At 64.2% G+C, this 20,170-nt stretch carries 18 protein-coding genes and 1 riboswitch; of the genes, 2 read left to right on the top strand and 16 right to left on the bottom strand.

Annotated features, from left to right (window positions below; genetic code table 11):
* Nucleotides 1–12 precede the first annotated feature (12 nt).
* A complete protein-coding gene (locus tag RTP54_RS12425) occupies nucleotides 13–1,074 on the top strand; it encodes an ABC transporter ATP-binding protein (protein ID WP_112816112.1) in 1,062 nt (353 codons plus the stop codon).
* Between the two features lie 136 nt (nucleotides 1,075–1,210).
* Nucleotides 1,211–1,463: riboswitch (FMN riboswitch) on the top strand.
* Between the two features lie 91 nt (nucleotides 1,464–1,554).
* The gene (locus tag RTP54_RS12430; RefSeq protein ID WP_312362948.1) at nucleotides 1,555–2,028 is read left to right on the top strand and encodes a 6,7-dimethyl-8-ribityllumazine synthase; all 474 of its coding nucleotides are present in this window, start codon (nucleotides 1,555–1,557) and stop codon (nucleotides 2,026–2,028) included.
* Nucleotides 2,029–2,392: 364 nt separating this feature from the next.
* Here the strand turns inward: RTP54_RS12430 and RTP54_RS12435 are convergent, their stop codons facing one another.
* From RTP54_RS12435 to RTP54_RS12510, 16 genes are all read right to left on the bottom strand, one after another.
* The gene (locus tag RTP54_RS12435; RefSeq protein WP_112810321.1) at nucleotides 2,393–3,670 is read right to left on the bottom strand and encodes a low temperature requirement protein A; all 1,278 of its coding nucleotides are present in this window, start codon (nucleotides 3,668–3,670) and stop codon (nucleotides 2,393–2,395) included.
* Nucleotides 3,671–3,953: 283 nt separating this feature from the next.
* On the bottom strand, nucleotides 3,954–4,391 hold the full coding sequence (locus tag RTP54_RS12440) for an RpiB/LacA/LacB family sugar-phosphate isomerase (RefSeq protein ID WP_312362951.1): 438 nt from the start codon (nucleotides 4,389–4,391) through the stop codon (nucleotides 3,954–3,956).
* Between the two features lie 40 nt (nucleotides 4,392–4,431).
* Nucleotides 4,432–5,199 (bottom strand): triose-phosphate isomerase, encoded by a 768-nt coding sequence (locus tag RTP54_RS12445; protein ID WP_312362953.1) that lies wholly within the window; start codon nucleotides 5,197–5,199, stop codon nucleotides 4,432–4,434.
* Nucleotides 5,196–5,981: a DeoR/GlpR family DNA-binding transcription regulator gene (locus RTP54_RS12450; protein ID WP_312363257.1), complete on the bottom strand. Its 786-nt coding sequence runs from the start codon at nucleotides 5,979–5,981 to the stop codon at nucleotides 5,196–5,198. Before RTP54_RS12450 ends, RTP54_RS12445 begins: the two co-directional genes overlap by 4 nt.
* Nucleotides 5,982–6,084: 103 nt before the next feature.
* A complete protein-coding gene (locus tag RTP54_RS12455) occupies nucleotides 6,085–7,023 on the bottom strand; it encodes a sugar phosphate isomerase/epimerase family protein (RefSeq protein WP_312362954.1) in 939 nt (312 codons plus the stop codon).
* Nucleotides 7,024–7,037: 14 nt separating this feature from the next.
* Complete coding sequence (locus RTP54_RS12460; protein WP_312362956.1) at nucleotides 7,038–7,877, bottom strand: TIGR01459 family HAD-type hydrolase; 840 nt, start codon at nucleotides 7,875–7,877, stop codon at nucleotides 7,038–7,040.
* Nucleotides 7,874–9,160 carry an FGGY-family carbohydrate kinase gene (locus RTP54_RS12465; RefSeq protein WP_312362958.1) on the bottom strand — a complete coding sequence of 429 codons (1,287 nt, stop codon included), beginning with the start codon at nucleotides 9,158–9,160 and terminating at the stop codon, nucleotides 7,874–7,876. Before RTP54_RS12465 ends, RTP54_RS12460 begins: the two co-directional genes overlap by 4 nt.
* Nucleotides 9,157–10,212, bottom strand: a complete 1,056-nt coding sequence (locus RTP54_RS12470; RefSeq protein WP_312362960.1) for a class II aldolase/adducin family protein — start codon at nucleotides 10,210–10,212, stop codon at nucleotides 9,157–9,159. Before RTP54_RS12470 ends, RTP54_RS12465 begins: the two co-directional genes overlap by 4 nt.
* A gap of 10 nt (nucleotides 10,213–10,222) precedes the next feature.
* Entirely contained in the window at nucleotides 10,223–11,755 is a 1,533-nt protein-coding gene (locus RTP54_RS12475) for a glycerol-3-phosphate dehydrogenase (protein ID WP_312363259.1), read from the bottom strand.
* Nucleotides 11,755–12,792: a 2-hydroxyacid dehydrogenase gene (locus RTP54_RS12480; RefSeq protein WP_312362962.1), complete on the bottom strand. Its 1,038-nt coding sequence runs from the start codon at nucleotides 12,790–12,792 to the stop codon at nucleotides 11,755–11,757. The genes RTP54_RS12475 and RTP54_RS12480 overlap by 1 nt, the downstream gene beginning before the upstream one ends.
* Nucleotides 12,789–14,366: an FGGY-family carbohydrate kinase gene (locus RTP54_RS12485; RefSeq protein WP_312362964.1), complete on the bottom strand. Its 1,578-nt coding sequence runs from the start codon at nucleotides 14,364–14,366 to the stop codon at nucleotides 12,789–12,791. Before RTP54_RS12485 ends, RTP54_RS12480 begins: the two co-directional genes overlap by 4 nt.
* Nucleotides 14,366–15,490 carry an ABC transporter ATP-binding protein gene (locus RTP54_RS12490; RefSeq protein ID WP_312362966.1) on the bottom strand — a complete coding sequence of 375 codons (1,125 nt, stop codon included), beginning with the start codon at nucleotides 15,488–15,490 and terminating at the stop codon, nucleotides 14,366–14,368. Before RTP54_RS12490 ends, RTP54_RS12485 begins: the two co-directional genes overlap by 1 nt.
* Nucleotides 15,487–16,605, bottom strand: a complete 1,119-nt coding sequence (locus RTP54_RS12495) for an ABC transporter ATP-binding protein (RefSeq protein WP_312362968.1) — start codon at nucleotides 16,603–16,605, stop codon at nucleotides 15,487–15,489. Before RTP54_RS12495 ends, RTP54_RS12490 begins: the two co-directional genes overlap by 4 nt.
* Nucleotides 16,606–16,608: 3 nt before the next feature.
* On the bottom strand, nucleotides 16,609–17,466 hold the full coding sequence (locus RTP54_RS12500; RefSeq protein ID WP_112810333.1) for a carbohydrate ABC transporter permease: 858 nt from the start codon (nucleotides 17,464–17,466) through the stop codon (nucleotides 16,609–16,611).
* 10 nt (nucleotides 17,467–17,476) lie between these two features.
* Nucleotides 17,477–18,400 (bottom strand): carbohydrate ABC transporter permease, encoded by a 924-nt coding sequence (locus RTP54_RS12505; protein ID WP_112810334.1) that lies wholly within the window; start codon nucleotides 18,398–18,400, stop codon nucleotides 17,477–17,479.
* Between the two features lie 194 nt (nucleotides 18,401–18,594).
* Nucleotides 18,595–20,037: an extracellular solute-binding protein gene (locus tag RTP54_RS12510; RefSeq protein WP_112810335.1), complete on the bottom strand. Its 1,443-nt coding sequence runs from the start codon at nucleotides 20,035–20,037 to the stop codon at nucleotides 18,595–18,597.
* Nucleotides 20,038–20,170 lie beyond the last annotated feature (133 nt).

Raw genomic sequence — 20,170 nt, forward strand, 5'->3', positions numbered from 1 at the left:
GGATCGGTCCATATGAGTTTCCTGACACTGACCAACATCCAGAAATCCTTCGGCCCCGTGCAGGTCGTGCATGGCTTCGACATGTCGATCGAGAAGGGCGAATTCGTCTCGTTCCTCGGCCCGTCGGGCTGCGGCAAGACGACCGTGCTGCGCATGATCGCCGGCTTCGAGATGCCGTCCAGCGGATCCATCGTCATCAACGGCAAGGACCAGGGCACGCTGAAGCCGAACCAGCGCAACATCGGCATGGTATTCCAGGCCTATGCGCTGTTCCCGAACATGAACGTCGCCGACAACGTCGCCTTCGGCCTGAAGGTTGCCGGCGCGCCTAAGGCGGAGATCGACGCGCGCGTCAAGCAGATGCTCAGCCTGATCAAGCTCGAGCACCTGGCCGATCGTTTTCCCTATCAGCTCTCCGGCGGCCAACAGCAGCGCGTGGCGCTTGCCCGCGCGCTTGCCGCCAAGCCGCAGGTGCTGTTGCTCGACGAGCCGCTGTCGGCCCTCGACGCCAAGATCCGCGTGTCGCTGCGCGAGGAAATCCGCCAGATCCAGCAGCAGCTCGGCATCACCACCGTCTTCGTCACCCATGACCAGGAAGAGGCACTGTCGATCTCCGACCGCATCGTAGTGATGAATTCGGGCCGCGCCGACCAGATCGGCACGCCCTTCGAGATCTACAACACGCCCGCCACCCGCTTCGTCGCCTCCTTCGTCGGCACGCTCAACATCATCGAGGCCAAGGTGGCAGATCCGGCCACGGGCACCGTTGCCATCGGCGACCAAAAGGTATCGCTGAAGGAGCCGATTTCCGGCATGAAGGGCGGCGACCCCATTTCGCTGGCGCTGCGCCCGGAGGCGGGCTCGATCGCCGACAGCGCCAAGGGTGATACCGCGCTCACCGGCGAGGTGGTTTCGACCAGCTTCCTCGGCTCGGTCATCCGCACAAAGCTGCGCATTGGCGGCGACGTCATCTCCTTCGACATGTTCAACGATCCCGGCCTGACGCCGCCCGCCTACGGCGACAACGTCACGCTGCGCTTCGCCGCCAAGGATCTGCTCGTCATTCGCGAGTAAGATCGGACGTGCAAAGACCGAGCGCTGCCGGAACCATTTCGCCCGGCAGCGCCCGGTCTTGGAAAAATCTGTCGTAATTTCCAGGATTTTCGTCGCGCCACGCGTTTGACCCCGCGTGGCCGTTCTATATAGTCGGCCCTGTTCTCAGGGCGGGGTGAAACTCCCCACCGGCGGTAGCGATCACTACAGCGCCGCGCGTTATACAGACGCGCAAAGGTCGCTGTAGAACTTAACGTGCTGCATGTTTTGTCCTTAAATCAGTGAGGTTTAAGGAAACATGCAGGGATCGAAGCCCGCGAGCGCCTTGGAGTCGGCAACGGTTCCAGGGGTCAGCAGATCCGGTCAGATTCCGGAGCCGACGGTTAAAGTCCGGATGGAAGAGAGCAAGCAGGAACGTGAACCCCGCGCACGGGGTTTCGCGCGCATGCATGTTCGCCCGACGGGAAAATTGGAAACGCCAAACCCTGGAAGGCCGAGACCATGACTATTCTTTCCCACCCCACCGCCAAGATCGCGATTGTCCGTGCCCGCTGGCATGCAGACATCGTCGACCGTTGCGTCGATGCCTTCATCGCGCAGTGGACGAAGCTCGGCGGTTCTGCCGCCGACGTCGAGATCTTCGACGTGCCGGGCGCGCTCGAAATCCCGCTGCACGCTCAGAAGCTCGCAAGGACCGGCCGCTACGCCGCGATCCTCGGCACCGCCTTCGTCGTCGACGGCGGCATCTACCGGCATGATTTTGTTGCCGGCACGGTGCTCGACGGCATGATGCGCGTCCAGCTCGACACCGACGTGCCGGTGCTGTCCGCCGTGCTCACGCCGCACAATTTCCAGGAAAGCGCGCCGCTGATCGCCTTCTTCCGCGAACATTTCGTGACGAAGGGCGAAGAGGCCGCCAATGCCTGCGCCCAGATCCTCGACGCCCGCGCCAAACTGGCGCTGGTCAACGCCTGATCTCAAGACAGCGACACCGTGACCGGCAGCCCCTCATCCGGCCTGCCGGCCACCTTCTCCCCGGCTGGCGGGGAGAAGGACATGCGTGGCACGCGCTCGCGTCCAGCATCGTCATCCGATAACCCTGACCGACGGAATGGATTTCAAGGCGCGCGGCGCGTGAAAGCGTACGCCGCATGCTCGACAGTTCCCTCTCCCCGTTTACGGGGAGAGGGCTAGGGTCAGGGGCAACGCTGCGCCAAACGAGTGAAACACCGACGCGGGCGAAAGCGATGCCCTTCTTGAATCAACCTCTGAAGCACCTGAATCGACCTGCAAGCACCGACGCTTAGGCCGCTGTTTCGACTCGACAATTCCCCGACGCTCAATGCGCCGGCTCGGCCTCTGCAAGGCACCGTTCCAGCGCCGCCATGCGGTGGCGGTGACCAACCGCCTCGAACCCGACGACGGTGACGAACGGCGCGAACATCAGGATAACAAGGCAGACCGCCATGTCGACGCCGGCGATCGCAGCCGCGATCGACGTCGCCAGCAACAGGGCGGTTCCCGCGAGCAACCACGCGTGCAGCGCCTCTGCCTGCCTGAGCAGATAGGCATACATGCCGTAGACCAGGCCGATATAGGCCCCGACCGGAACGGCGACGGTGAGCACCGTTGCCAGCGAGCCGATATGCGCCTTATGCTCGATGTAATAGGCGGCGACATGCAGGCCGGCGCCGGTCGCCACGATCGCCGCAAAGATGAACATGTGGCCATAGCCCCAGACGAAGGAGCGCCGGCGGTGCGCATGCAGCACCTCCGCACTCGGCAACAGGAAGTAGATCCACCACATGCCGAAGGTGAGCCCGGTGCCGGCGAGGCAGACGAGCGCGACGTCGAGGTTCCACCCCTCCCCGTCGACGACGGCGGTAATCGAGGCGACTGTGCCGACGACGCCCTCGCCAAGCGCGATGATCGCAAGAAGCCCGTAGCGTTCGGCGATGTGGTGCGCATGCCAGGGCGTGCCGCCATGCCGCGTCTCGGCGATATAGGGCCCGAGCATCTCGATCGCCGTCAGCACCACCACCATGGCAATGGACACCGTGAGCGAGAAATCGAAGAAGATCAGAACGATCCAGCCAAGCTGGGCAATGCCGATGGCGATCACATAGGTCATGCAGGCCTCGCGCCTGAGCGGATCCTGGCGGGTGGCGCGCAGCCACTGGAAGATCATCGCCACGCGCATCACCACATAGCCGAGCACCATCACGCCATTGTCGAGATGCCCGCCCACGTCGATCGAGTGGAACATGGCCGGAAGCCCGATCGCCAGGATCAGCACGCCGACCATCTGCACCATGGTGACGCAGCGAAACACCCAGTCGTCGGTGTCATAGGCGGACGCAAACCAGGTAAAATTGATCCAGGCCCAGCAGATGGCGAAGATCGCGAGCGTAAAGCCGATCAACCCCGCCTTGAAATGTCCTTCGGCCATCAGATGCGCAAGCTGCGACGCCGCAAGGCTGAAGGCGATGACGAAGGTCAGGTCGAACAGAAGCTCGAGCGTCGTTGCGGTGCGATGATGTTCGTGGGTATCGCGGCCGCTCATGCGGGCCAGCCGATGGGCTGCTGGATGGGACGATGTCGTGGTGGCGTCGGACATGGGGCAGCATTCCTCGTTGACGGAATGCAAGAATATTCAAATATTTGCAGAAGCCTCGTCAAGCGCGCAGCGCCGGATCACCCAGTATTGGCTGGAGATGAAAACGCCCGGCATCTCTGCCGGGCGTCTCGCCGCAATGCGCGAGGGAGGATCAACGTGCATTGCGGTATCAGCGTATCTCCAGCAAACGCGCTAGACGGTTTGCGCTGGACATGTCTGAAGCAGGCAGATGGAGCGTCTCCCGGGCCGGATCGGGCCGGAAACGCTCCGTTGCTCGATCGAATTACTTCGCCGCGTCGAGACGATCGATCGCGTCGACATTGCCGGCCGAAGGGCCGTTCGGGTCGAACTCGGAGGCGAGCCACGCGTCGACGATCGACTTGGCCAGCTCGGGTCCGATGACGCGGGCGCCCATGGTGATGATCTGGGCGTTGTTCGACTTGGCCGCCCGCTCGGCGGAATAGGTGTCGTGGGTCAGCGCGGCGCGGATGCCCGGCACCTTGTTGGCCGAGATGCAGACGCCGATCCCGGTGCCGCAGAACAGGATGCCGCGCTCGTTCTCGCCGTCGACGATGGTCTGCGCCAGCTTCTGCGACAGGTCGGCGTAAAAGCCGGACTGGCTGAGGTCGCTGACCTCGAGGCCGGTTTTGCTCTTCAGGTGCGCGGCGATGACGTCGAGCAAGGGCTTGCCGGCGCTGTCTGCTCCGATTGCGATCTTCATGATGGTTCCTTTCCGTCGTTTTGGTTGGCGTGCGGGGGACTCAGATCGCCCCGGAGACACGCTTGAGAATGTCGAGATAGCCGTTGACGTCCCAGGCCGAGCGGCCGATGAACAGGCCGTCGATATGCTTCTGGGCAATCAGTTCCTCGCAATTGCCGGGATTGACGCTGCCGCCGTAGAGCACGGGCACGCGCACGCCGAGTGCGGCTTCAGCCACATCGGCGATGCGCTTGTGGCGCTCGTCGGCATAATCGGATGTTGCCGGGATGCCGTTGACGCCGATCGCCCAGACCGGCTCATAGGCAAGCAGGACAGTCGCTTTGCGGGCATCGCCTTCCAGCAGTTCCAGCGCCCCTTCCACCTGCCGCTTCAACACGGCATCCGCCTCGCCCGCTTCGCGCTCGGCAAGCGTCTCGCCGATGCAGATCAGCGGCACCAGGCCATGGCGCACGGCTGCCGCCGTCTTCAGGCCGACGGTCCGGTCGGTCTCGCCGAAATGCTCGCGGCGTTCGCTGTGACCGAGTTCGACGACGTCGAGATTGCAATCCCGCAGCATCACCGGCGACACTTCGCCGGTCCAGGCACCGGCATCGTCCCAGTGCATGTTCTGCGCGCCGACCTTGACGCTGGTTGCGGCCAGCCGCTCCTTGACCTGGCGAACGGCGGTAAAAGGCGGGATGACGAAACGCTGGATGCGCTCATCGCGCGTAGCGTCGGCGGCGGCCAGCCCATCGGCAAAGACCATGGCCTCCGTCAGCGTCTTGTTCATCTTCCAGCTTGTGCCCACCCAGAGCTGCGGCTTGGTCATGTTTTCTCCGATATTTTTCGTGTGTCGACCTGGACCAGGCGAATACCGGCTTCGCCGAGCGCCTCGGCATGCTCGTCCGCCACCTCGGCGCCGGTCAGCACCGCGTCGAAGGCGTCGAGCCCGGTCAGGAAATGAAGGGCGGACCGGCCGAACTTGTCGTGATCCACCATGAGATATTTGCGCGCGGCCGACTTCACCATCAGGCGCTTGGCCTGCACGACCTCCTGGTCCTGGTGGAAGGCTGCCGTTCCCGCGACCGCGGAACTGGAAAGGAAGGCGATGTCGACGCGCAGCGAACGTAGCGCCTCTTCGGTGACTATGCCGAAGAAACCATTGAATTTCTTACTGTACTGGCCGCCGAGCGCGATCACGTTGATGCCGGGCGCGCCCGACAGGCTGGCGATGACGCCAAGATTGTTCGTGATGACGGTGAGCGGCCTGATGTCCCGGATGAAGGCCGCGATCGCTCCGGCCGTCGAGCTGTCGTCGATGAGGATGCTCTGTCCCGGCTCGATCAGACCGGCTGCATATTCGGCGATGCGGCTCTTCTCGGCGGCGGCAATCTTCTCGCGATAGCGGAAATCACTTTCGAACTGCGGGCTCGACTGGATCGACGCGCCACCATGCACCTTGCGCAACAGACCGGCCTGCTCGAGGTCGTCGAGGTCGCGATGAACGGTCATCTTGCTGACGCCAAAGCGCAGCGCCAGATCCTCGACGGACGCCGTGCCGGCCTCCATCAAAACATCCATGACCGCCTGTCGCCTGTCTTCCGGCTTCATCGCCATCCGCCTCGATCCGAAGGCGCGGGAGCACGCCATCATGCCTGGGAAGATAACACTTGAATGTTATATTTCAATATCAAGAATGATACTTTGTGATCTTTCAGTGTGATTTTGACGGTCGATTGAACCCGGTGTCAATGTAGGGCTCCCAGAAAGCCACGGATTCGCGGATCATATCGACGACGTTGTGATCGGTCGGCTCGCGCTCGCGGAAGGACAGCTCCAGGCAGATCTCGTTGTCCGTGCCGCCGCCAGCCCTGACCGCGTCGATCAGCTTTTCCGGCGTGATGCGCCCGTCCCTGTTGTAGGCGGCGGTGAACGGCCAGTGGCCGCCCTTGTTCATCGACGACTGCTTGATGTGGATGATCGGCGAGCGCTGGGGGAACGCGCCAGCCCAGGCATAGGGGTCGATATCATCAGGGTCGGAGGACGTGACGTCGCCGTGGTCGATATCGACCATCATCTTCATAGGGATCGCCAGCTCCGCCTCGGCAAGCCGCTGGTCGAGCGCGCGGCATTCGGCGATCGTGTGGCCGAACTCGCGGCCAACCGACATCGGCTCCCAGAACACATAGGAAAGGCCGGCAGCCTTGCCGTGCTCCGCCACCTCGCGCCAGCAATCGATGGCGATCTTCATCAGCGCCTCGCGCCGGGCCGGATCGTCATAATCCCTGAGCGTGAAGATCGCGAACTGCGTGCCCATGCCGGACGCGCCCAACTCGGCGGATATGTCGGCGAAGGTCTTGAACCAGTCGACGTAGTAACGCCGCACATCCGGATCCGGATGGCCGAAATGATTGAGCCTGCCATAGGGCCCGGTCATGCCCGAGGTGATCTTCACGCCGGTGCGGCCAAGCGCTGCCCGGAATTGGCGTATGGTCTTGGAGATCGTCGCCGCCGGCCAACCCGGATTGACGAACTCGTGCGTCAACTGCACGTGGCCGATGCGGATTTCCTCGCCGATCGTCTCGATCAGGTCATCGGGCTCGGCAAAGCGGTTGACCAGCGGATTGGTGTTGAGCGACAGCGTGAAAGCCAAGGCGATACTCCTGACTACCAGAGGAATTTCGGAAGGATGAAATCAGGTGTCGCGCCGTGCTCGGCAAAGAGCTTTTGCCGTTCCGCGCCGGTGGCGTGCTCCAGGATGCCCGTGGTCACCAGCACCGAGCCAAGGCCGGCACCCGCGGCACCGGCGATATCGTGCTCGATGCTGTCGCCGATGGCGCAGACGCGCGACGGATCGGGACGACCGAGGAAATCGAGCGCGAAATCGTAGATGTCGCCGAAGGGCTTGCCGATCCAGCGCACCGTGCCGCCGAGTTCCTCATAGAGTTCCGCAATCCGTCCGGCTGCGAAGGCCGTTCCGGTTCCGGTCAGCATCACCTTGTCGGGATTGGTGCAGAGGCACGGCACGCCGCGCCGCGCAGCTGGCGCCAGCAGCGCCTCGTAATGCGAAAGCGGCAGCACATCGCCCTCGCTGCCGGCGAGCAGCACGACGTCCGCATCCGCGCCGCTTTCGGTGCGCTCTAGGTCGAGCCCTTTCACCGGCGAAAGATCGTTGTCGCGGCTGATCAACAGGCACTTCTTCACGAGCCCGCCGGCCTCGGTACCCTCTTTCTTCAGCATCTGCCAGGCGACCTCGCCCGAGGTCAAAAACCAGTCCCAGCTGCCGGCGACGAAGCCGAGATCGACGAGGCGACGATCGTTTTCCGCCGAACGCTTGCCGGAATTGGAGAGAATGATGAGGCGCTTGCCATGGTCCTTCAGCCGCACCAGCGTCTCGGCTGCCCCCGCATAGGGCCCGCGCCCGTCGCGCAGCACGCCGAACTGGTCGATGAGGAAGGCATCGTAGCGATCGGCGATATCGGCAAGGCCGGCGATCTCGGTCGTCATAATACACCTGCCTGTCTTGCGCCCATCAGCGCCAGCCGCGCCGTGCCGGCTGCCGCCTCTTCGGAACGCACCGTCAGGAACGGCACGCCGAGCTTGCGCGCCCGGATCGCCGACCACGCCGCATTTTTTGCTCCGCCACCGACGGTGCGGATGGAGCCGAGCTTCGGGCCGCCGAGCGCCGTCAGCCTGCCGTAGGCAAGACTTTCGATGCCGGCAATGCCCTCGAAGATCGCCTTCAGGAAGATCGCATCATCCTGCGGTCGCGGTGTCAGGCGCGGCTCCAAATTCGGGTCGGCGATGGGAAAACGCTCACCCGGCTTCGTCAGCGGATAGTAGTCGAGCCCGGTATCGCCAGCCGGATCGATGCGCGCGGAAAGCGCCTCGATCTCTTCGGCGGAGAAATGTTCAGCCAGCACGACGCCGCCGGTGTTGGACGCGCCGCCGGCCAGCCACATGTCGCCGATGCGGTGGCTGTAGAGCCCATATTCCGGAGCAAACAGCGGCCGGTCGGACAGCAGCTTCACCGTCAAGGTCGTCCCGAGCGCGGTCACGCCATCGCCCGGCCGATCGGCACCGGTGGCCAGAAACGAGGCGCAGCCGTCGGTGGTGCCGGCAACGACGACCACCTCGCGCGAAAGGCCGAGTGCTTCGGCAGCCGCCGCCGAGATCGTCGCGACCGGCTCGCCGGCCGGCAGCACCTCCGGCAGAAATCCGGTCCGCGCACCGGTCTTTTCGATCCACTCCGGCCAGCACCGGGCGACCGGATCGTAGCCGGTTTTCAAGGCATTGTTCTCGTCGGACACGTCGTAGAGTCCGGTAAAATGTCCGGCCAGCCAATCGGCCTGGTGGATGATCCGAAAGACACCGGGCAGCGACTGGAATGTCAGCACCTTGGCAAGACCGGATGTGGCGCCGTGCGCGGCACTTTCCTTGGGCGCGTGGGCGGCAATCGCCGCAAGGATTGCGGTATCGCCAACCGGATCGTTGTACATCATCGGACGAGCCAGCGGCGCGCCGTCGGCGGCGACCGGCAGCATGGTGCCCGAGGTGCCATCGACGCTGATCGCCCGGATGGCTCCGCGTTCGACCGCCGCGAGCACGCCGCCGAGTGCCGCCTGCACCGCCTTCCACCAGCCGACAGGATCGCGGTGATCGTCCGAGAAGGCTGAAAGTCTGGCAGCGTCAGACGCGACGATCGCGCCGTCGGGCGTCATGGCGACGGCGCGCGCCCCCGATGTGCCGATGTCGATGCCGACGACGAGCGCGTCGTTTCTTCCGCTCATTGCAGCGCCTGCCCTGCCCGGTTGAGCTTCTGGCGATATTTTTCGGCATCCCAGCCCAGCAGTTCGGCATTCTCCGCGTCGCTCAGGTAGCGCAGCCGTCCGCTCGCCGGGATACGGGCCGTAACGTCGGCAAGGCAGCGCGCCATGGCAAGCGCGCCGGCCGAGATGCCCTTCTCGACGAGCACCCCCTTGCCGGGAAAGAGCAGGAGCGGCGGCAGACTTTCGCCCCGGTCTCGCCGTGTGGTCTCGATTGATACCGCCGTCTCGTCCGGTGCGGCGATGACGCAGCCCTTGCCGAGGAAGATGACATGGTCGGGGTAAAGGCTGCCGCCGGCGGCGATACGGCAGCTCTCAAGGTCGGTGGCAACCGCATGCAGCCTGATATCGTCGGGCAGGCTGTAGCCACTGTTGACCGCAAGCCGCGACAGGGCCGCAAGATCCGCTGCGGGTGCGGCCCGGCGCTGCACCGTCAGCCGCCGCGAGACGTCGGTCAGAAGGATCGCCGCATCGGCGACCGTCTCGGCGGCAACGGCAAGACCGTGATTGCCAAGCACCAGAACGGCGGTCTTCTCCTGCATGCGCTCGGCAATCGCCCGGGCGAGCGGCAGGCCCGGCCGGGCATAGGGCACGAACACATGGGAGATGCCGGCGAGACGCTCGGCGGCGATGGCGGCGCCGTTTGTCTGCACAGCGGTCGCGATGGTCTCGACGCAATGGACGTGGATCACCACCTTCTGCGGCATCAGCGCGTGCACGGTGGTCTCGATCGAGGGCCGCAGACCCGAAGGGTTCATCTCAGATATGACGAAGTCCTGCGCCTTCTCGCAGGCCGGATCGTTACGGTCCAGTGCGTCGAGCAGCGGGTCGAGCGCCACCGGCACCATGACGTCGCGCTGCCGCGCCTGGGCGAGCCAGAGGCCGGAAGCCTTGATCCAGAGCGTGCCAAGCTCCTTGATCGACGTGTTGCCACCCGCCCCCTGAACGAGCAGAGGATCGGCGCCGACACGCGCCGAGATATCCAGCAAGGCCTCGAATTCCAGACTGCGCATCAAATGCTCTCCTTCAGGCCGCCGCCTGCTGGCGTTCCAGCCAGCCGGTGAAAGCCTGCCGTTCGGCCGGCGTCATGTGCAGGCCATGTTTCGTCCGACGCTCAAGAAGATCGTCCGACGTCATCGCCCATTCGGTGTCGATCAGGAAGCGCGCCTCACGCTCGTAGAACAACGGACTGAAGGCGGCGCCGAGATCGCTGAGCGACCGGGCATTGCCGATCAGCTCATGCGTACGCGTGCCATAAAGCCGCGCATAGTGCTTGGCGAGATCGGCCGGAAGCCAGCGGTAACGTGCCCTGAGATCCCCGAGAAACTGCTCGAAATCGGCATTGACCATATCACCACCCGGCAGATGCGCCTTGGCGGTCCAGGCAGCGCCCATCTCAGGAAAGAACGGCTTCAGCCGCTCGAGCGCATGCTCCGACAGCTTGCGGAACGTGGTGATCTTGCCGCCGAAGACCGACAGAAGCGGCGCCTGGCCATTTTGCGCATCGACCTCGAAGATGTAGTCGCGGGTGACCGCCGAGGGGTTTTCGGCGTTGTCATCATAGAGCGGGCGCACGCCGGAGAAGGAGTGGACGATATCGTCCTCGGTCAGCTGCTGCTTGAAATAGCGGTTCACCGACTTCAGGAGATAGTCGATCTCGTTGCCGTCGGCCGACACATCCTCCGGTCGCCCTTCATAGGGAATGTCGGTGGTCCCGATCAGCGCCAGGTCGTTCTGGTAGGGATTGATGAAAATCACCCGCTTGTCCGGGTTCTGCACGAGATAGGCCTGCCGCCCCTCCCAGAATTTCGGCACGACGATATGGCTGCCCTTGACCAGCCGCACGCTGCGGCTGGAATTGAGCCCGGCGATCCGCCCGATAACGTCGTTGACCCAGGGGCCGGCGGTGTTGACGACCGCGCGGGCCCTCGCCTCGGATTTCGCGCCGGTGCGCAGGTCCGTCATCTCCACCTGCCAGAGCCCGTCGACCCGACGGATCGCGCTGCAGGCGGTGCGCGTCAGCACCCGCGCGCCCTTCGTCTGCGCGTCGAGCGCGTTCAGCACGACGAGCCGGGCGTCATCGACCCAACAGTCGGAATATTCGAAAGCCTTGCGGTAGTCCCGCTTGATCGGCGCGCCCTCGGGCGCGGTGCCAAGATCCAGGCTGCGCGTACCCGGCAGGCGCTTGCGACCGCCAAGATGATCGTAGAGGAAGAGCCCGAGCCGGACGAGCCAGGCGGGCCGGTCGGCCGGATTGTGCGGCAACACGAAGCGCATCGGCCAGATGATGTGCGGCGCCGAGGAAAGCAGCACCTCGCGCTCGATCAGCGCCTCGCGCACCAGCCGGAACTCATAATACTCAAGATAGCGAAGCCCGCCATGCACGAGCTTGCCCGAGCGCGAACTCGTGCCCTGCGCCAGATCGTCCTTTTCGCAGAGCAGGACCGAGAGCCCTCGCCCGGCGGCATCGCGGGCGATGCCGGCACCGTTGACGCCGCCGCCGACGACGAAGAGATCGTATATTCCCGTCTCGGAACCCACGTTCTTGCCCCCTGTCATCAGCACGGATTGACCGGCGGCAAGCCGGCGATGTAGCGGCGCACTTCCTCCGCCGCCATCTCGGCGGCATAGGTGACTGTCCGCACCGATGCGCCGGCGATATGCGGCGTCAGCGTCACGTTCGGAAGCTGCAACAGTGGCCAGTCCTCCGGCACCGGCTCCACTGAAAATGTCTCGAGCATGGCCGCCGAAAGATGCCCGCTCACCAGGTTTTCGTAGAGCGCGTCATAGTCGCAGAGCGGTCCGCGTGCCGTGTTGACGAAGATCGCACCGGGTTTCATCTTCGCGAAGGTCTCGGCATTCATCATGTTGCGGGTTTCTTCGGTGACGCGCGGATGCAGCGTCACGAGGTCGGAGCGCGACAGGAGGCTGTCGAGCGAGACCTGCTCGACACCGGCATTGAGATCGTCGGCCGACAGCTGCACATAGGGGTCGTATACCAGGACCTTGGTGCCGAAGGCCCTGAGCAGCCGGACCACCTTGGTGCCGATATTGCCGTAACCAATCACGCCGACGGTCATCTCGCAGAGTTCCCGGCCGGTGCGGTCGGCGCGGTAGAGATCGCCGCGCCACTCGCCCCTGCGCAGCGCCTCGTGGCCGGTGCGGATCAGCCGCGTCTCGGCGAGGATCGCGCCAAGCGTGAATTCGGCAACGGCGCTGGCATTGCGGCCGGGCGTGTTGACGACGCTGACGCCGGCGTCACGCGCCGCCGCCATGTCGATGTTGACAGGCCCGCCGCGAGAGACGGCAACGAGCTTCAATCCGGGAAGCGAGGTCAGCATGCCGCGCGAAAGCGGCGCCAGTTGCGTCACCAGGATTTCGGCGTCGCCGATGAAGTCGATGATGTCGTCGGCCTTGCCCAGATACTCCTTCAGGCCGTCCATGCCTTCGACGGCGTAGCCATGCTCCATCGGCACGTCGGGCCAGGGCAGTTCGAGGGTACGGATGTCATGGCCGTCGCCGCTTGCTTCGACGATCTTGTCGCGAAACACGTCCGGCAACATGAACCGGTCGCCGATGATGGCTATCTTCTTCATTTCAGTCTTTCCTGTTGTGGTTCCGAGGCATCGCCTTGGGAAAGGGCGTGCCAGACGGGGCGAAGCGCGATGCGCGACTGCTGGTAGGAGGGGAAAAGGCCGTCGTAGCGGCGCGCGAGCGCCGCGTCGGCCGGCTCGGCTGCACGCTGGTGCGGCAACACCCAGTCGCGCACGCAGTCCGCCATCGAGGGGTAGATGCCGAGAGACACGGCGGCGATCATGGCAGCACCTGCCGCCCCCGCCTCCTCGCGTTCGCTGGTCTGGACGCTGGCGCCAAGGGCGCCACCGAGAATGCGCCGGAGCGAAGCGCTGCGCGCAGCACCGCCCGTCAGCCGGATGCGGCCGGGAAGCGGCCCCATCTCGGCGTAGCAATCGCGCGCGGCCATGGCGAGCCCGTCGAACACCGCCTTCACCATGTCGCCGAAGCCGTGGGTGATCGACAGCCCGACGAAAGAAGCGCGCGCCGAAGCGTCGACGAAGGGCCCGCGCTCGCCGGCTTCCGAAATGTAGGGCTGGAACATCAGCGAGCTATCCTTGGCTTCCGCCAGCCAGCCGTCGACATGGGAGAGCAGTTCGCTCTTGGTCTTCTCGACGCCCATGCCCTTGAGGAGCCCGCCGGCAACCGAGAGGATCCAGTCGATGTTGAGCGTCGCCGCCATGTTCGACTGCATCTGCGCATAGGTGCCGGCGATCGGCATGCACATGGTGTAGCCCGTGAGGTCGCGGTTGAGCCTGACATCGTCGGCGCTGGTCGCGAGCCGCATATGCATGCCGGTCGAGCCGATGATCGAGCAACCGGTGTCGGTGCCCGGATCATAGAGCCCGGCGCCAAGGGCGGTGCACACCACGTCGACATAACCGAGCACGACAGGCGTCCCCTGGGGAAGACCGGTTGCGTGAGCCGCCTGCGTCGAAAGGAGGTGATGCGACGTCGCGCCGTCGACGATCTCCGGCAGGAAATGCTTGAGCTTCTGCAAGCCCAGAAAGCGGATGACGTCGTCGTTGTAGTTCCGTGTGCGAAAGTTGCCGAAGGTGAAATTGGCTTCGGACGGGTCCGTCGCGCGCATCTGCGTCAGCTTGAAATAGAGCCAGTCCTTGCAGTGGAACGTGGTGGCGACGCCGGAGAGCATTTCCGGCGCGTTGTCGCTCATCCAGCGCAGCTGCGCGCCCTGCTGGCAGGCGGCAAGCCCGGAGCCGGTGCTGGCGAAGCGCTCGACGTCGCCGCTATCGCCACGCAGCCGCTCGACCGTGTCACCGGCACGCGCGTCGAGCCAGAGCCAGCCCTTGCCGATCGGCTCGCCGACCTTGTCGATCATCCAGGTGCCATCGCCCTGGCCGGTCACCGCGATCGCGGCAACACGGTCGGCGAGACCGTCGATCTTGGCCGAAAGCTCCGTCAGGGTGGTGACCGTATCGGCCCAGGTGCGGTCGAGATCCTGCACGCTGCCGGTCCTGCCGACGGCCTCGTAGGCGTTCGCCACCGCGGCCATGGCGAGCTGCCGCCCGCCAAGGTCGAAGGCCACCGACTTGATGACCGACGTTCCCGCATCGATGCCGATGAGGATGTCGCGCATCAGGCAAGCTCCACGCCATGGCTGATCGCCTTGCCGCTTTCGCCGTCGAAGACGTGCAGGCTCGACGGATCGAGGCGGATGCCGATCGGCTGGCCGACGGCAAGCTCGGTGCGGTCATGCTCGACCAGCACCATGGTGCCACCGGCGAAATCTGCAGCAATATGCGTCTGGTCGCCGAGCCACTGGTTGACGGCCACCCGGCCAGCCACCCCGTCGGCGCTGCGGCGCACCGCATAGGGCCGGATGCCGAGCACCACCTTCTGCCGCTTCACCAGCGCGTCGCGCACCGCATGGGAGAAATCGGATGCCGGGTATTCGAGGCGTACCCCGTCCTTGAGCCCGAAAGAAACCTTCGCTTCCGATCCGGTGACGCTCGCCTCGAACACGTTCATCGGCGGCTCGCCGACGAAGGTGCCGGTGAAGAGATTGGCCGGGCGCTCCTTGATCTTCTGCGGCGTGTCGAACTGCTGCAGCACCCCGCCTTCCATGACGGCGATACGGTCGGCAAGGGCGTTCGCCTCCGTCTGGTCATGGGTGACGAGGATCGCCGTCAGCCCGCGCTCCTTGATGTAGTGCTTGATGCGGCCGCGCAGCACGGCGCGCAGCTGCGGCTCGAGCTGGCCCATCGGCTCGTCGAGCAGGTGCAGGTTGGCGTCGCGGATCAGTGCCCGCCCGAGCGAGGCGCGCTGCTGCTGGCCGCCCGAGATCGAGCTCGGATAACGACCGAGAATGTCCTCGATCTCCAGAAGCTTGGCGATGCTTGCCACCTTCTCGTCGACGACGCTTTGCGACAACTTGGAAGCCTTCAGCGCAAAGGCGATGTTCTCGCGCACCGTCAGCGGCGGGTAGAGCGAATAGCCCTCGAACGCCATGGCGACGTTGCGGCGCACCGGCGCGAAGGTCTGCACCTCGCGTCCGCCAAGCGAGATCGTGCCGCGCGAAACGGCCTCGAAGCCGGCGATCATGCGCAGGGTCGAGGTCTTGCCGCAGCCGGATGAGCCGAGAAGCGCGATGATCTCACCCTTCCTGACGTCCATGTTGAGCTTCTTGACGGCATGGACGCCGTAGTCGACGGGCCCATAGAACTTGTCGACGTCCCGGATCAAAAGAGCGGTGTCGGTCATGCCGCTTCTCCATTGCGCTTGGATTCCATGTCGGCGCGCGGCAACAGCCGGCCGCTCGCCTTGTCGAAGAGGAAGGCCTGGGCGCCGTTGACGGCGATATGGGCGGGGCCGGCCGTTGGGCCCGGCGTGCCGGCCGGGCGCGACACCAGGATTTCCCGGCCGCGCGCGGTCATCGCCAAAGTCACGGTCTTTTCATTGAGCGGCGTTTCCGCCTCGACCGTCACGGGAATGGCGCCCGGCGCCGATGCATCGACAAAGACGATGGCCTCGGGGCGAAGACCGAGAACGCAGGCCTTGCCCGAGACATCGCCGTCATAATCGGAAAGGCGCACCCGGACGTTGGAAAGCTCGACGAAGACGCCGTCGCCGCTCTTTTGCGGCACCACGTCCAAAAGATTGATCGTGGGGTCGCCGAAGAGGCGGGCAATCTCGATATCGGCCGGCGCGTTGTAGATCTGTTGCGGCGTGCCGATCTGACGGATGCGGCCCTGCGACATCACGGCGATCCGGTCGCCGAGCGCCATCGCTTCCTTGTAGTCCTGTGTGACGTAGACGACCGTTGCACCCTGGGCGGCCAGGAGGCGCGGCAGTTCCAGCCGCATCTCGAAGCGCAGCTTGGCGTCGACGTTGCGCAAGGGATCGTCGAGCAGCAAGAGCGGCGGCGAACCGACAAGCGCGCGGGCAAGCGCCGTGCGCTGCTTCTGGCCGTTGGAAAGCGCCTTCGGGTGGTGGCTGAGCACGTGGTCGATCTTCAGGAGCTTCGCCACCTTCTGCACACCAGCCGTGATTGCATCCTTCGAAGACCGGGTCGCCGTCAGCGGGCTCGCGATATTGTCGAAGGCGCTCATGTGCGGGAAGAGCGCGAAGTTCTGGAAGGCCATTCCGACGCCGCGATGTTCGGCGTCGACATCGGTCATGTCCTCGCCGCCGATCAGCACCCTGCCCTCGTCCGGCTCGATGACGCCGGCGACGAGACGCAGAAGCACCGTCTTGCCGGCACCGGAGGGGCCGAACAGCACCAGGCGTTCGCCGTTGGCGACGTCGAGCGACAGGTCGTCGAGAACCGTCTGGCTCTTGTAGCGCTTGACGATGTTTTGCAAGTGAAGCGTCGTCATGTCTTACCCTTTCACCGCGCCGAGCGACAGGCCTTCGACCAGGTAACGCTGGGCGTAGAGTGCAAGCGCGAGCGTCGGCGTAACCGAGAGAACGATGGCCGAGGCGATCTGCCCGTATTGGATGCCTGAAGAGGTGATGAAGGCAAGAGCGCCCACGGTCACCGGTTGCTTGTCGGCGGACGCCAGCACCAGCGCGAAGACGAAATTGTTCCAGGCGAAGATGAAGGCGAGCAGGCCGGCGGCGGCAATGCCCGGGCCGGCAAGCGGCAGGGCGATCTTGCGGAACGTCGCAAACCAGGAATGGCCGGCAATGCGATAGGCATATTCGACGTCGGCCGAGATATCCTCGAAGTAGCCGCGCACGATCCACAGGATGAGCGGCAGGCAGATCAGCTGGTAGACCCAGATCAGGCCGAAATAGGTGTTGGAAAGCCCGAGCCACTGGAAGTACTGGGTCAGCGGCAGGAGCACCAAAAGCGGCGGCGCGAAGCGGAACGACAGAAGCGTGAACGCGATGTCCTCCGATCCCTTGAACTTGTGCCGGGCGAAGGCATAGGCGGCGGGAACGCCCAGCACCAGCGCCACGGCAACGGAGGTCACCGACAGGAAGATCGAGTTGCCGAGGTTGCGCATGAAGGCGATGTCGAGCGTGCCGGCCGCCGTCTGCAGCTTGCCGGTGATCAGCGCCGCATAATTCGACAGCGTCGGCGAGAAGACGATCGATGGCGGGATCGACAGGATCGTCTCGTTCGTCTGGAACGACATCAGGAAGATCCAGAAGATCGGGAACATGAAGAAGACCACGACGAGCGTCAGGGCGACGGCACGCAAGGCCCGTTCGATGGGAGACATGGTGTCCATTGGAACCTCCTTACGCTTCGCCGCGAGCGCGTTCGCGCAGGCGCAGCCAGTTTTTGATGAAGACGTTGGAGAGCGTGTAGGTAATCGCCCACAGGATGATCAGAAGCGCCGCCGAACGGCCGACATTGGTCGACTGGAAGAAGTTGAGATAGGCCTCGACCTGGAAGACGGTCAGCGTGTTGCCGGGTCCGCCTTGGGTCATCGCATAGATGATGTCGAACTGCTGGATGCTGTCGAGCAGGCGGAACAGGGTCGCCGTCAGGATATAGGGCGTCAGCATCGGCAGGGTGATGCGGAAGAACACGAAGCTGCGGGGCACGCCGTCAAGGGCTGCCGCCTCGAATGGCTGCGTCGGCAGCGACCGCAGGCCCGCAAGCAACAGGATCATGATGAAGGGCGTGTAGACCCAGATATCGACGAGGATGACGGTGAGAAGAGCCGTGTCCGGCGACGAGGCCCAGCGGAAATCATGCAGGCCGACAAGGCTTGCGAGATAGCTGAGAATGCCGAAGCTCGGATTGGTCATCAGCTTCCACATCAGCGCGGCCAGCGCCGGCGCAATCATCAATGGCAGAAGCAGCATGATCGAGATGAAGTTGTTGATGGTGGAGCGGCGCTGCAGGAGCAGCGCGATGCCGAGACCGAGCAGCAGTTCCAGCGTCACGGTGATCCCCGCATAAAGCAGCGACACCTTGAGCGTGTTCCAGAAGGCCGGGTCGGTGACGAAGTTGAGGTAGTTTTCGCCCCAGTTGAACTGGCGCGCCCAGGGCTGGCTCAGCCGGTAGCGCTGGAACGAGTAGATGACGGCCGTGAAGAAGGGGATGAGAATGCCGATGCACACCAGAAGCGCCGGCAGGCTCAGCACGTAGGGAAGCATCTTCCGGCTGATCCTGAAGCCTGACGCGGGCTTGCGGAGGGTTGCTGTTGAAGCCATGTCGAGCTCCGTTCTCTAACTCTTGAAGAAAGCACGCGGCACGCGAGGCGTCTCGCGCCCGCGCCAGTCCATCGGCATCTCAGGTTGCTTTGGGCGGCCACCGGCCGGTCGCGGGACGCCCGACGCTCAAGTGCCTGTTTGCGTTCGCCAGAACGCGCGGCCCTCAAGTCGCCGGGCATCGCTTGGGAGGCCTATCAGCCGAGACCAGCTTCCTTCAGCTGGCGATTGATGCTTTCGACGAGCTGGTCGAGGCCTTCATCGACCGGCACCTGCTTGGCGACCATCTTCTGCAGCGTCGCCGCCCACTCGGTGGTGACGTCGAAGAACAGCGGTTGCGGCGTGAACTTGATCGAGGCGCCGGCGGCCGAGGCGTCGAACATCTCGACATATCCAGGATACTTGCCGTTCAGCTTCTCGCGGAACATCTCGTCCTTCCAGATCGACTGGCGAACCGGGTCGACGAAGTCCATCTTGGTGGCGCCGAACAGCGCATGCTCCGGACCGGAAGCCCATTGCAGGAAGTACCAGGTGGCGTCCTTGTCCTTGGAGAAGTTGGACATGGCGAGCGACCAGATCCAGATGTTCGGTGTCGAGGCGGTGGCTTCCGGATTGGCGGCAAAGGCGGCATAGCCGAGCTTGCCGGCCATCTTGTTGTCGCCGCCATTCATGAAGTAGCCCAGGCAATCGGCGTCGAAGATCATCGCCGATGCGCCGGCACCAAGGTCGGCCCCGACCTGATACCAGGTGTAGGTCGACCAGTCCTTCGGGCCGCTTTCCTGGATCATCTGCACGAACTTGGCGTGGTAGGCCTTGGACTCGGCCGTACCCATTGCCGCCGACAGCTTGCCGTCGGCAGACACGTTCAGGTCCTTCTGATTGAAGTTGGCGTAGCCCGACAGGAAGCCCGGGTGGATCGTCGCCCAGGAGCGCGAACCGCGCACGCCGATACCGTAGATGCCGCCGATGTCCTTCTGCAGCTTGGCGGCAACGGCGATCATGTCGTCGAGGTTCTTCGGCAGCTCGACGCCGGCCTTGTCGAACATCTCGCGGTTATAGGTGATGTTGTTCTGCTCGAACGCCCACGGAATGCACCATTGCTTGGCGTCTTCCGAACCGAGCGCTCCACCCGGCTGGCCGTTCCAGGCGCAGGAGTTCTTCACGCCGGCAAGGAAGTCGTCCCAGTTGTAGTTCGGGTTGGTCTTGGCCGGATCCTTGATCCATTCGTTGAGATCGGCGATCCAGCCGGCCGGACCATAGGTCCAGGTCATGTAGGCGCCGGTCATGAAGGCGTCGTATTCGGTCGAGCCCGAGGACAGCGCTGCCGTCACCTTGTCGAAATAGACGTCTTCCGGGAACACGTCATAGGTGACTTCGATGCCGGTCAGGTCCTTGAAGGCCTGAAGGTTGGCAATCATCGCATCGGCATAGGGATGCTTGTTGAGCAAGAGCTTCAGCGACTTGCCGGAATGTGCCTTCCAGTCGAAATCGGCAGCCAGCGCCTGGGTCGACATCATGTTGAAGAGCGTGCCGGCCGAGCCGGCGGCAATACCTGCAGCCCCGAGACCCTTGAGCATGCCGCGACGATCTACCTCTCCGCGCAGAAACGCACTGATGAGGTCTTTCTCCTTCTCGTACATAAGTCTTCTCCTCCGTTGCGGGTATGATTGCTTCATGCGATCACCGGCTACCCGACCGGTATTCCTCCCTGAAGCCCTGACGGCGAAACCTCCTCGCCGCCCTCTCCGGGCTTCACTCGATCTTGTCAGTCAC

Source organism: Ensifer sp., assembly GCF_031989085.1.
In the GTDB taxonomy this organism is placed as follows: Bacteria; Pseudomonadota; Alphaproteobacteria; order Rhizobiales; family Rhizobiaceae; genus Ensifer.

Coding starts and splice junctions, on each gene's coding strand:
- RTP54_RS12440 (WP_312362951.1), bottom strand. CDS start 4,391: ATGAAGATCGCAATCGGAGCAGACAGCGCCGGCAAGCCCTTGCTCGAC.
- RTP54_RS12435 (WP_112810321.1), bottom strand. CDS start 3,670: ATGTCCGACGCCACCACGACATCGTCCCATCCAGCAGCCCATCGGCTG.
- RTP54_RS12450 (WP_312363257.1), bottom strand. CDS start 5,981: ATGAAGCCGGAAGACAGGCGACAGGCGGTCATGGATGTTTTGATGGAG.
- RTP54_RS12425 (WP_112816112.1), top strand. CDS start 13: ATGAGTTTCCTGACACTGACCAACATCCAGAAATCCTTCGGCCCCGTG.
- RTP54_RS12495 (WP_312362968.1), bottom strand. CDS start 16,605: ATGACGACGCTTCACTTGCAAAACATCGTCAAGCGCTACAAGAGCCAG.
- RTP54_RS12485 (WP_312362964.1), bottom strand. CDS start 14,366: ATGCGCGACATCCTCATCGGCATCGATGCGGGAACGTCGGTCATCAAG.
- RTP54_RS12460 (WP_312362956.1), bottom strand. CDS start 7,877: ATGACGACCGAGATCGCCGGCCTTGCCGATATCGCCGATCGCTACGAT.
- RTP54_RS12430 (WP_312362948.1), top strand. CDS start 1,555: ATGACTATTCTTTCCCACCCCACCGCCAAGATCGCGATTGTCCGTGCC.
- RTP54_RS12505 (WP_112810334.1), bottom strand. CDS start 18,400: ATGGCTTCAACAGCAACCCTCCGCAAGCCCGCGTCAGGCTTCAGGATC.
- RTP54_RS12500 (WP_112810333.1), bottom strand. CDS start 17,466: ATGGACACCATGTCTCCCATCGAACGGGCCTTGCGTGCCGTCGCCCTG.
- RTP54_RS12510 (WP_112810335.1), bottom strand. CDS start 20,037: ATGTACGAGAAGGAGAAAGACCTCATCAGTGCGTTTCTGCGCGGAGAG.
- RTP54_RS12475 (WP_312363259.1), bottom strand. CDS start 11,755: ATGACAGGGGGCAAGAACGTGGGTTCCGAGACGGGAATATACGATCTC.
- RTP54_RS12445 (WP_312362953.1), bottom strand. CDS start 5,199: ATGACCAAGCCGCAGCTCTGGGTGGGCACAAGCTGGAAGATGAACAAG.
- RTP54_RS12465 (WP_312362958.1), bottom strand. CDS start 9,160: ATGAGCGGAAGAAACGACGCGCTCGTCGTCGGCATCGACATCGGCACA.
- RTP54_RS12490 (WP_312362966.1), bottom strand. CDS start 15,490: ATGACCGACACCGCTCTTTTGATCCGGGACGTCGACAAGTTCTATGGG.
- RTP54_RS12480 (WP_312362962.1), bottom strand. CDS start 12,792: ATGAAGAAGATAGCCATCATCGGCGACCGGTTCATGTTGCCGGACGTG.